Origin of the sequence: Cognataquiflexum rubidum (assembly GCF_022538115.1) — a bacterium.
Lineage (GTDB): Bacteria > Bacteroidota > Bacteroidia > Cytophagales > Cyclobacteriaceae > Cognataquiflexum > Cognataquiflexum rubidum.
Genome location: NZ_JAKZAL010000003.1, coordinates 303,696 through 314,586, shown reverse-complemented (window position 1 = coordinate 314,586; position 10,891 = coordinate 303,696). Strand labels below are relative to the sequence as shown.

Here is a 10,891-nt window from a genome sequence, read left to right as displayed (position 1 = left end):
ACAGTCCACTGTACATTGAGCCTGCTAATCATTCTCCATTTGCCTGCGTGCAATAAAGCGGTTAAACATAATTTTTTAAAATAAATAGAAGGGGAACGTATGTCCCCCTTCTATAATATAGCCTTTACTAAATATTTAAAGTGTAGGCAATAAAACTCCATCAATGACATGTACCACGCCATTCTCTATCGCAACATCTGCCGCTACCACATTATATGTTGTACCTGCTGCGTCTCTTACTGTGACATTTGCACCTGTCCTTGTTACGGTCAAATTCTCGCCTGCCAGAGTAGGTACGGACTGAGGACCTTCTGCCAGATCAAAGGAGAAGGCAGTAGCCGGAACAACATGAAACTGAAGAACCTTAATTACTGCTGGAGCACCAAGTTTATTTATCAGTGCCTGAAGGGAGGTTACTTCTTGCGCTGCAAGCAAAGCTGTAAATGCCGCATTGGTTGGCGCAAACACAGTGATTGCTTCAGCATCTAATAATGCCTGACCCAATCCTGCTGCTGTCACTGCATCCAATAGTACAGTAAGATTGGCAGCTGTAGCAGCTTCTACGACATTAGGCAGATCTAAAGAAGGAAGCAATACTCCGTCAATCACATGTACCACCCCATTATCGATAGCCACATCTGCAGTGACTACCTTGAAGGTATTTCCTGCTGCATCAATTACAGTCACACCGTTTGGCGAACGGTTAACTGTAATATTTTGGCCTCCTAATGTTGGAAAACTATTTGTTGGTTGAAGGTCAGCTGCAAACGCAACGGCAGGCACGACATGGAAACCTAATACTTTTTCTAGATTTTCAATTCCTCCAATTTTTGTTACTAACTGACTCAAGTTTGCTACATTAAAGGCTTCTAGCGCATTTCCAAATGCAGCATTGGTCGGTGCAAAAACTGTTATCCCCTCGGCACTCAATAGAGCATTAGCCAATCCATCCACGGCGGTGACTGCAGTCAGTAAAGTGGTCAAACCTGCAGAAGTAGCAGCTTCTACCAAAGTAGGCTTAGGAAGATCAATATCCGGAATCAATACTTTATTGATCACATGGACAACACCATTTTCGATGGCCACATCAGCAGTAACTACATTTGCAACATTGCCTGCAAAGTCAGTTACTGTCACATTGTTGCCGGATTTAGCAACAGTGATTTTCTGACCTGATACTGTAGTAAAGGTATTTGAAGCTTGAAGGTCGGCAGCAAAAGCAACCGCAGGAACGACATGGAATCCCAAAACTGTTTCCAGATTGTCAACACCTCCAAGTTTATTTACCAGATCATTCAAATCACTTGCTCCAAAAGCAGTCAATGCTGCAGCAAATGCATCATTGGTCGGAGCAAAAACTGTAATTTCATCTGCATTGATCAATACAGAACCAAGTCCTGGGACTGCTGCGATTGCAGACACCAAGGTAGACAATCCGGCATTGCTTGCCGCTGCCAAAACTGTGGGCGCAGGTGGTTGCGGTGTGACGTCTTCATCTTGACAAGACAAAACAACAAAGAACATTGAACCGAAGATCAGAAATTTTAATAGTTTTTCCATAGCTGATTAGTTTATTTCTCATATGAACTATTCTAAATTAAAAATGGAATTCAAATAACTTTGAGTTGTTTATTTTCCAAGCTGAACTGTCCAATTTTTCGGTTGAATTGTAAAAAGAATAAAAAAAAAAGCTGCCTCGGGAGGCAGCTTTATTCTAAGTCAAAAATTTAAATGGATTTACTCCACAACATGTATCTTAAGCATATTGGTTTTTCCTTTTTCCTTCAAAGGCATACTGGCAGTATTGATAATGATATCACCGTTTTTGACATAGCCATCCTTTTTCAATTGATCCTGAATATCCATGAAAGTAGCGTCTGTGGAAGTGCTACTCTCATAAAAATAAGCCCTCACTCCCCAAACCAAACTCAATTGGGTCAAAAGGTTTTTGTTTCTGGTAAATATCAAAAGATTGGCAAGTGGTCTGAAAGAAGCCAATCTCAATGGAGTCTGACCTGAGGTTGTAATTCCGACCAAAGCTTTTGCTTTCACGTTTCTAGAAAGCCTTGCAGCCATCAAAGTGAGGTTTTTGCTCAGGAAATTCGGATCGTTTTCTTCTATTTTATAAAGGTGATGGAAGACATCCTCGTTGGTTTCAATGTAATTGATAATGGTGCTCATTGCTTTGACAGCATTGACAGGAAACTGACCTGAGGCCGTTTCTGCAGAAAGCATCACGGCATCTGCTCCATCCAATACAGCTGTAGCAACGTCATTGGTCTCGGCTCTTGTTGGTCTTGGATGGGTAGTCATACTCTCCAACATTTGGGTGGCGATGATTACCGGCTTGCAGGCAACTTTACATAGCGTCACCATTTTCTTCTGCCATAGTGGAACAGTTTCCATTGGCATTTCCACCCCGAGGTCTCCTCTCGCCACCATGATGGCATCTGTCGCCTCGATGATGGATTCTATATTTTGGAGTGCTTCAGGTTTTTCAATTTTGGCCACTATTTTACAGCTTTTTCCAGCTTTGGTGATTCTTTCCCTCAAATCAATGATATCATCCACCGACCTTACAAAAGAAAGAGCGATCCAATCCACATCATTGGCCAATCCGAACTCAAGGTCCTCGAGGTCTTTCTCGGTAAGTGATGGTGCAGACACCTTGGTATTGGGAAGATTGATACCTTTTCTGGATTTCAAGATGCCGCCATGGATAACTACGCAACGGACATTTTTCCCATCAGTATTGTTGACTGCAAGTTCGATATTGCCATCGTCAATCAGAATCCTGTCACCTGATTTCACATCATTTGGAAGGTTCTCATATACAGTGCTTACAAGTTCTGCATTGCCTACGACAGGGTCGTTGGTGATGGTGATTTTTCCTCCGGGGACAATCTGAACACCCCCATTTTCCATTTCACCCACACGGATTTTTGGTCCCTGCAGATCCTGAAGAATCCCGATTTTGACAGTAAGTTTCTCATTGATTTCACGGATCATTTTGATGACTTCTGCATGCTGGGCGTGTGTACCATGCGAAAAATTAAGTCTGAAAACGTTGGCGCCTGCATTGGCTAGACTTCTCAAAGTGTCAATATTGTTGGACGCAGGACCGATAGTAGCTAATATTTTTGTCTTATTGTAAAGAGCAATACTCATAGAATATTGGGATTTAATAGGTTAATAGATTTTCTTTTGATTTGATTTTATCGATGTCGAGTTTGACTACATTTTGGATTAATGCATTGCTCGAAAGGCGGTCAATATAGTCATTAATATCCACTTCGGAAGTAAAATCTTGGACGAGGAGGAAGTAATCAAAGATTTTCAATTCGGGAATGAGGTATAACGAATTGGTGTCATGGATAAATGATTTGTTTTTCAACAACTGGATAAAACCGTTTTCTTTTTCGAATTTGTATTGGGACACACAGAGTTTAGAACCGTTGATAAATTCAAGTTCGTAATCCTCAATTTTGGCCAATTTCAAATCTAAACAAGTATTCACTATCCATGCTATTTTGTAGTCCTTGACAGGTGCCACAAAACCAAGAAGTTCAAATTCATATAGGTGTTCAACAATTAATTTACTTTTCTTCATTTGTGGAAGAATTTGACCATACAAAATTAAAAATATTCCACCAACTTCTGCTACCATAAATAATATCTTCAATTTAGGTACGGCATTTTTTTGGCAATAAGGTTTTAAATCTATTTCTTTGCGAAGTGTTTTAAATTAAACTGTTCGAAAAATGTCTGAAATTGCACAAAAAGTTAAAGCCATTATCGTTGATAAATTAGGCGTTGAAGAATCTGAAGTAACTCCCGAGGCTAGCTTCACTAATGATCTTGGTGCAGACTCACTGGATACAGTTGAGCTCATTATGGAATTCGAAAAAGAATTCAACCTTTCTATTCCAGATGACCAAGCTGAGCAAATCGGTACAGTAGGTCAGGCTATCAGCTATCTGGAGGCAAACGTAAAATAAAATATTCATTCAAAATTCATTTATGAATTTAAGAAGAGTTGTAGTAACAGGTTTAGGTGCCCTTACACCGATTGGAAATACTGTTCCGGAATTCTGGAACAGTTTGTCAACTGGTGTAAGCGGTGCTGCACCTATTACTAGGTTCGATGCTTCACTTTTCAAAACCCAATTTGCATGCGAGGTCAAGAATCTCGACGTAGAGCAGTTTATTGATAGAAAAGAAGCCCGAAAAATGGATCTTTTTACTCAGATGGGGCTAATTGCCGCAGATGAGGCGATCAAAGATGCAGGTCTTGATCTAGAAAAAATCAACTTACACAGAGCCGGAGTCATCATGGGTTCAGGTATTGGCGGTCTCAGATCCTTTCAGGACGAGGTGACCGACTTTGCACGAGGTGATGGTACCCCGAGATTCAACCCCTTCTTTATCCCAAAAATGATAGCTGACATCTGCGCAGGTTTCATTTCGATTAGATATGGATTTAGAGGACCAAATTTTGTAACAGTTTCAGCTTGTGCTTCTGCCACAAACGCTATTATAGATGCTTTCAATTATATCAGGCTCAACAAAGCCGACATCTTCATCACCGGTGGTACAGAAGCTACTATCACAGAAGCTGGAGTCGGTGGATTCAATGCCTTGAAGGCACTTTCTCAAAGAAATGATTCCCCCACTACTGCCTCCCGGCCATTTGACAAAGAAAGAGATGGATTTGTCCTTGGTGAAGGAGCCGGATGTCTGATCTTGGAAGATTATGAACATGCCAAAGCACGTGGGGCAAAAATATACGCCGAACTGGTCGGCGGCGGAATGACAGCAGATGCTTACCATATTACTGCTCCCCATCCCGAAGGAGAAGGCGCCAGCAATGTGATGAAGCATGCATTAGAGGATGCAGAGATGCAGCCTGAGGATATTGACTATGTCAATGTACACGGTACCTCTACTCCCCTCGGAGATATCAGTGAGGTAAAAGCAATTCAAAGAGTATTCGGCGAACATGCTTATAAAATCAATATAAGCAGCACCAAGTCAATGACAGGACACCTTCTGGGTGCGGCAGGTGCCATTGAAGCCATAGCTTCTATACTTGCTATCAAAAATAGTCTCATCCCTCCTACTATCAATCATTTTACAGATGATGAGGATTTTGATTCTAGATTGAATCTGACTTTCAATAAAGCCCAAAAAAGAGAAATCAGGGCTGCCTTGAGCAATACCTTTGGATTTGGTGGGCATAACGCTTCCATCATTTTCAAAAAAATAACAGAGTAACATTGAAACTGTCCAGATTGCTTAGGCTTAGGTCACTGTTTTATTCCAAATACGAAAAAAGGCTTGCCTCCTCCATCAAACATATGGTTGGAAGCAAGCCTTTTAATTTGACCCTCTACAAACTTGCCATCAAGCATGCATCCGCAGCAGAGGAATCAATCAACGGAATGAAAATTTCCAATGAAAGACTTGAATATCTGGGAGATGCCGTTTTGGGTGCGGTAGTGGCTGAGTTTCTTTTCATCAAATATCCTTACAGAGACGAAGGTTTCCTTACAGAAACAAGAAGCAGGATGGTAAACAGGGAAGCCCTCAATCAGATTGCAATAAAAATCGGCCTTTCGAAAATCATCAGTGAGGAATACAAAGGAAAAAATTTGAGCTCGCATAAGTCTCTTTATGGAGATGCCCTTGAGGCGATGGTTGGGGCAGTTTATCTGGACAGGGACTTTCATTTTTGCAAAAAATTCATATTGAAAAGGATCATCATCCATTTCGATTTGGATAATATCATTACCACTACGACCAATTTCAAGAGTAAAATCATTGAATGGGGACAAAGAGAAAATTCCGAAATTGATTTCAAAACCATTTCAGTAAACGGAGAGCAGAGGTTTAAGGAATTTATCGTCGAACTCCATGTCAATAGGCAACTTTTGGCTATTGGAAAAGGGGCAACAAAAAAGAAAGCCGAACAGGAAGCTGCTAAAAATGCCTGTGAAATTCTCCAAATAGCTGTTTAGAAGAGTATCTTTGAGGCTAGAATTAAATTTTTATTCCGGTAAAATGTCAACATTAAAAATCGCTTGTGCCACTGTCAACCAAACACCTTTAGATTGGACGGGAAACCTTGGGCATATCACACAGGCGATAGAGAAAGCCAAATCCCTGAAAGCCGAATTCATCTGTTTTCCTGAATTGGCCATTACAGGCTATGGAAGTGAAGATTTATTTTTAAGCTATTGGTATCCCCAAAAAGCACTTAAACAACTGGAAAAGCTTCTCCCATATTCTGATGGAATAACCATTGCTGTAGGGCTTCCGGTTAGGATTCAAGAAAAAGTCTACAATTGTGTTGCTATTCTAGAGGACCAAAAAGTCACCGGATTTGTAGCCAAGCAGTTCATGGCCATCGATGGTGTTCACTATGAGTTTCGCTGGTTTACTCCATGGGACCATGGGGAGGTGATTAATTTCGAATTCCAAGGAAATCAGGTTCCTTTTGGAGATCTGATATTTAAAAAAAACGGATTAAAATACGGTTTTGAGATTTGTGAAGATGCCTGGAGGGGAAAGGTCAGACCCGGATATCGACTCAAAGAAAGAAAAGTAGACATTATCTTCAATCCAAGTGCAAGTCACTTTGCCATGGAAAAAAGCTTGTTGAGGGAACAGCTAGTAAATGACAGCTCAAGGTTTTTTGACGCCACTTATTTTTATATCAACCTCCTTGGAAATGAGGCCGGAAGAATGATTTTTGATGGGGAAATCCTTGCTTCCAAAAACGGAAGGCTTATTTTCAAAAACAAACTGCTTTCATTTGATGACTTTCAGGTTTTGACCTTCGATTATAACAAACAAACTGAAGACTATCCTGAAGTCGAAAGCCTGCATCAAAAGAACGAGGAATTTGTAAAGGCTTCTGCTTTAGCTCTCTTTGATTACCTGAGAAAAAGCAAAAGCAAAGGTTTTGTGCTTTCACTCAGCGGTGGGGCAGATTCATCAACCATTGCTGTGTTGGTTTCTGAAATGGTAAGACGTGGGGTTGAAGAACTCGGCGTACCTGCCTTCCTTCAAAAGCTAGGATCAAACTTTATTCCTTTGACAAATAATCCGGTCAAAGAAATCATAGGACAGGTTCTCACCACAGCCTATCAGGCATCCGACAACTCATCATTTGCCACCTATCAAAGTGCAAAAAATCTGGCAGAAAGTATAGGTGCGGAGTTCCTTCACTGGGAAATCACCGATGAGGTCAAATCATACACAGAAAAAATCGAAAAATCCATAGGAAGGAAACTGTCTTGGAAAGAAGATGACATAGCGCTTCAAAACATTCAGGCAAGGGCAAGGTCTCCGATTATTTGGATGCTGGCCAATGTAAAAAACGCCTTGCTTTTGAGTACTTCCAATAGAAGTGAAGGGGATGTAGGCTATACAACTATGGACGGGGACACAAGTGGAAGTATCTCTCCCATTGCAGGTGTTGACAAGCATTTTGTAATTCAATGGCTTAGGTGGGCAGAGACTGAACTCCATTATTCTGGTTTGAAAAAAGTCAACGGTTTGCAGCCGACCGCTGAACTCCGACCTTCAGAAAACCAACAAACCGATGAGGCTGATCTGATGCCATATTCCATTATTGTCGAAATCGAGAGGCTTGCTATCAGGGACAAAAGGTCTCCCCTGGACATCTTTTTAATCCTAAAAGAAGAATTGAACGTAGAAAATGAGTTACTTAAAAACTATATCAAAAAATTCTTTCGGCTTTGGTCGCGAAACCAATGGAAAAGAGAACGCTTAGCACCATCTTTTCATTTGGATGAGTTTAATGTTGATCCGAAAACCTGGTATAGGTTCCCGATTTTGTCCGGTGGGTATGCCGAAGAACTGAAAGAATTGGACGATAATTGATCCATAAAAACCATCACCTGATCCAAAAAAAGATAACAATATGACATTACAATTGATAATTGACTATATCGTATGGAGTCCAAATCCTGCGGTTTTTCCAAGTTTTGAAAGATTAAGGTGGTACAGCTTGTTGTTTGCTTTAGGATTTATCATTTCCCAACAGGTGATGATCTACATTTACCGCAAAGAAGGACAGGACGATAAGCTTGTTGACAAGCTGACGATTTACATGGTTTTGGCCACCATCATTGGAGCGAGATTGGGCCACGTGCTTTTTTATGAACCTGAAAAATACCTCAGTAACCCAATTGAAATCCTCAAAGTGTGGGAAGGAGGATTAGCCAGTCATGGTGCAGCAATTGCCATTTTGTTTGCCCTGTACCTCTATGCAAGAAAAGTACCCACCCAAACTTACCTTTGGGTGGTGGACCGTATAGTCATTGTGGTGGCCATGACAGGTGCCATGATCAGGATTGGAAACCTGATGAACTCTGAAATCGGCGGCAAACCAACCGGTGACGACAGCGGCTTCGTTTACGCCAGAGACAGCGAAGAAATTTTGGAAACACTTCGGATTCCTGTTCAAGAAGTTCGCGCGTACAAGCCTGAAAATAGAGATGCAGAATTGACAGGTACCGGAATAGTACCGGTCAATATAGACATCAAAATAGAAAAAGGGGGATTCAGCGAGGCAGACCTCAAGACGACCTTGGATACCGATGTCAAATATGTTTTGACAAAATTCAAAAGCTCCCAAAAGTATATGGCCGAGAGTCCCGAAACTCCTTTAAATTTTGATTTAATGGATAAAGGAGACCACTATTTGGCTACAGTTTATACATTTGGTGTTGCCAGATATCCAACCCAGATCTACGAAGCTGCCTCCTATTTTGTGATTTTCCTTGTATTACTTTGGCTTTGGATAACCTATAAGTCCAGACTTCCTGATGGATTGTTGTTGGGATTGTTTTTAATCTCGGTTTTTGGAATGCGATTTGTCTGGGAATACCTGAAAGAAAACCAGGTTGATTTTGAGCAGGGGCTTACTCTCAATATGGGTCAATGGCTAAGTATTCCTTTGGTAGTTGGAGGGCTGCTTTTGGTGGGATTGGCATTAAAAAAAGGATTTAAAGAAAAAGTCAGTTAGGGAACAGGGTCATGGCCATGACCTCCCCAAGGATTGCAACTCAAAATTCTTTTGATTCCTAGCCATCCTCCTTTGAAAACACCGTGTTTCAATATGGCTTCTTTGGTATATTGACTGCATGTAGGCGTATACCTACAGGAGGCAGGAAAAAGCGGCGAAATCACATATTGATATACCAATACAGGGAAAATGGCGATTTTGCGGAGAATTGTCTTCAAAGCAGATATATTTCAGAGATAAAGAAATATGGCAAGGTAAAGTTCCTTAAATTTAAATTAAGTACTGTTCCTATTGAAAAAACTTTACAAATTTAGTCTTCTAGCTTTCTTCGTTTTCCTTGGATTTTTTGAGGTGAGGATGACTATTGCCCAAACGGAACCGACCCAGCCGGACAGTACTGCCATAGACCATCCCGAAAAGGTCGTGATCAACAATATCTTTATTGTAGGAAATGAAAAGACCAGGAAGAATATAATCCTCAGGGAAATAGACCTAAAGACAGGGGTGACTTATGATTGGGATGAACTGATGTCTATCATCCAGGCTGATCAAGAAAAAATCTATAATCTCCAGCTCTTCAACAGTGTAGAAATCACCCCTCTCCTTACCGACAATGAACAGATCGAGCTATTGGTATCGGTCACCGAAAGGTGGTACATCATCCCCAACATAATCTTCAACCTTGCTGACAGGAACATAGCTGAATGGTGGACCAACCAAAACCGTGATTTCTCAAGGGTAAATTACGGGGCAAGACTGGTCCATAACAACGTCGGCGGCAGGAATGAAAAACTGAAGGTCGGAGCTCAATTTGGTTTCGTAAAGGCGTTTGAAGTCATGTACAGTATTCCATACCTAGACAGGAACCAAAATCATGGCATCAGTGGTCAGTTTACATATTTTACACAGAAAACAATCCCCGTAAAATCAGCTTTCAACAAACAGGTTTTTTATACCAATGAAAATGAGGAAGTCTTGAGGAAAAATTCTTCTGCTTATTTCAGGTACAGCTACCGGGCAAGTTTCTATAATTTCCATTTTGTAACGTTCGGTTACAACAATACCATCATAAATCCCGACGTATTTGTTCAAAACCCTGACTATTTCCTACATGAAAGCACCAAGCTTAACTACTTCGTCTTGGGTTATACATTCAGGCATGACAGGAGAAACAATATCCAATATGCCACTGAAGGCGAGCTGCTCAGTATCGGTCTGACAAAGTTTGGCTTATTCGCCGCTGATGACATTGATGATACAGAAATCACCCTCAATGCCAATAAATATTTCCAGATCGGCGATAAATTCAATTTCGTGTCAGGCTTGTCCATCAGTTCATTTTTTGAAAAAAGACAACCCTTTACCCTGGTGAGGGGTATTGGTTATAATCCATATTTTATCAGAGGCTATGAACTGAATGTAGTGGAAGGTCAGCAGACACTTGTTCACAAAAACAGCTTCCGCTTTAAGTTTATCGATGTGGGTTATGATATAGGAAAATATGTCCCTTTAGAGGAGTTTTCCTACCTTCCGCTTAAAATGTATCTTGGATTTAACTTTGATCATGGCTTCGTCAATGACAGGAACAACCTGCCCGACAATGCCCGCCTGACAAACAAATACCTTTTTGGCTATGGACCCGGGCTTGATATCGTAACACTTTACGACATGGTTTTCAGGTTTGAATACTCCTTCAACAACCAAGGTGAGCAGGCATTTTTCGTCAACTTCAGGGCTCCATTTTGAGTTAGTCGAATGTTAAACGTTTAAGATCGGATAGTTATTTTTTCCTTTCCTTTTGTCCTTGTATTTTTAATTGAACCGGTTTTTCTCCGG

General features: G+C 40.9%; 10 protein-coding genes. 6 read left to right on the top strand and 4 right to left on the bottom strand.

The features are described 5' to 3' along the window. Nucleotides 1–135: 135 nt before the first annotated feature. The 3 genes from MMU05_RS05630 to MMU05_RS05620 all read right to left on the bottom strand — a co-directional run bounded on the left by MMU05_RS05630 (nt 136) and on the right by MMU05_RS05620 (nt 3,610). Nucleotides 136–1,560, bottom strand: coding sequence for a fasciclin domain-containing protein (locus MMU05_RS05630; protein WP_241140691.1), 1,425 nt, complete (start codon nt 1,558–1,560; stop codon nt 136–138). A 177-nt stretch (nt 1,561–1,737) separates the two neighbouring features. Continuing rightward, entirely contained in the window at nt 1,738–3,168 is a 1,431-nt protein-coding gene (gene pyk, locus MMU05_RS05625) for a pyruvate kinase (protein WP_241140690.1), read from the bottom strand. A 13-nt stretch (nt 3,169–3,181) separates the two neighbouring features. Further along, nucleotides 3,182–3,610 carry an IPExxxVDY family protein gene (locus MMU05_RS05620; protein ID WP_241140689.1) on the bottom strand — a complete coding sequence of 143 codons (429 nt, stop codon included), beginning with the start codon at nt 3,608–3,610 and terminating at the stop codon, nt 3,182–3,184. A 151-nt stretch (nt 3,611–3,761) separates the two neighbouring features. Here MMU05_RS05620 and MMU05_RS05615 point away from each other — a divergent pair, with 151 nt between their 5' ends. From MMU05_RS05615 to MMU05_RS05595, 5 genes are read left to right on the top strand one after another with little or no spacing between them, the layout of a single operon-like run. Then, complete coding sequence (locus MMU05_RS05615; protein WP_113925470.1) at nt 3,762–3,998, top strand: acyl carrier protein; 237 nt, start codon at nt 3,762–3,764, stop codon at nt 3,996–3,998. 22 nt (nt 3,999–4,020) lie between these two features. Continuing rightward, on the top strand, nt 4,021–5,274 hold the full coding sequence (fabF, locus tag MMU05_RS05610; RefSeq protein ID WP_241140688.1) for a beta-ketoacyl-ACP synthase II: 1,254 nt from the start codon (nt 4,021–4,023) through the stop codon (nt 5,272–5,274). A gap of 2 nt (nt 5,275–5,276) precedes the next feature. Continuing rightward, nucleotides 5,277–6,017: a ribonuclease III gene (rnc, locus tag MMU05_RS05605; protein ID WP_241140687.1), complete on the top strand. Its 741-nt coding sequence runs from the start codon at nt 5,277–5,279 to the stop codon at nt 6,015–6,017. A 43-nt stretch (nt 6,018–6,060) separates the two neighbouring features. Further along, nucleotides 6,061–7,908, top strand: a complete 1,848-nt coding sequence (nadE, locus tag MMU05_RS05600) for an NAD(+) synthase (RefSeq protein ID WP_241140686.1) — start codon at nt 6,061–6,063, stop codon at nt 7,906–7,908. Nucleotides 7,909–7,948: 40 nt separating this feature from the next. Beyond that, nucleotides 7,949–9,055: a prolipoprotein diacylglyceryl transferase gene (locus MMU05_RS05595; protein WP_241140685.1), complete on the top strand. Its 1,107-nt coding sequence runs from the start codon at nt 7,949–7,951 to the stop codon at nt 9,053–9,055. On the opposite strand, the gene yidD is transcribed toward MMU05_RS05595, so the two are convergent. Next, nucleotides 9,052–9,273 (bottom strand): membrane protein insertion efficiency factor YidD, encoded by a 222-nt coding sequence (yidD, locus tag MMU05_RS05590; RefSeq protein ID WP_113925465.1) that lies wholly within the window; start codon nt 9,271–9,273, stop codon nt 9,052–9,054. The two genes, MMU05_RS05595 and yidD, sit on opposite strands and share 4 nt — an antisense overlap. Before the next feature lie 73 nt (nt 9,274–9,346). Here yidD and MMU05_RS05585 point away from each other — a divergent pair, with 73 nt between their 5' ends. Next, the gene (locus MMU05_RS05585; protein ID WP_241140684.1) at nt 9,347–10,801 is read left to right on the top strand and encodes a POTRA domain-containing protein; all 1,455 of its coding nucleotides are present in this window, start codon (nt 9,347–9,349) and stop codon (nt 10,799–10,801) included. Nucleotides 10,802–10,891: the final 90 nt, after the last annotated feature.

Excerpts from the sequence above, each read along its gene's own strand:
- MMU05_RS05620 (WP_241140689.1), bottom strand. The coding sequence starts at position 3,610 with ATGAAGAAAAGTAAATTAATTGTTGAACACCTATATGAATTTGAACTT.
- MMU05_RS05615 (WP_113925470.1), top strand. The coding sequence starts at position 3,762 with ATGTCTGAAATTGCACAAAAAGTTAAAGCCATTATCGTTGATAAATTA.
- fabF (WP_241140688.1), top strand. The coding sequence starts at position 4,021 with ATGAATTTAAGAAGAGTTGTAGTAACAGGTTTAGGTGCCCTTACACCG.
- MMU05_RS05595 (WP_241140685.1), top strand. The coding sequence starts at position 7,949 with ATGACATTACAATTGATAATTGACTATATCGTATGGAGTCCAAATCCT.
- pyk (WP_241140690.1), bottom strand. The coding sequence starts at position 3,168 with ATGAGTATTGCTCTTTACAATAAGACAAAAATATTAGCTACTATCGGT.
- MMU05_RS05630 (WP_241140691.1), bottom strand. The coding sequence starts at position 1,560 with ATGGAAAAACTATTAAAATTTCTGATCTTCGGTTCAATGTTCTTTGTT.
- nadE (WP_241140686.1), top strand. The coding sequence starts at position 6,061 with ATGTCAACATTAAAAATCGCTTGTGCCACTGTCAACCAAACACCTTTA.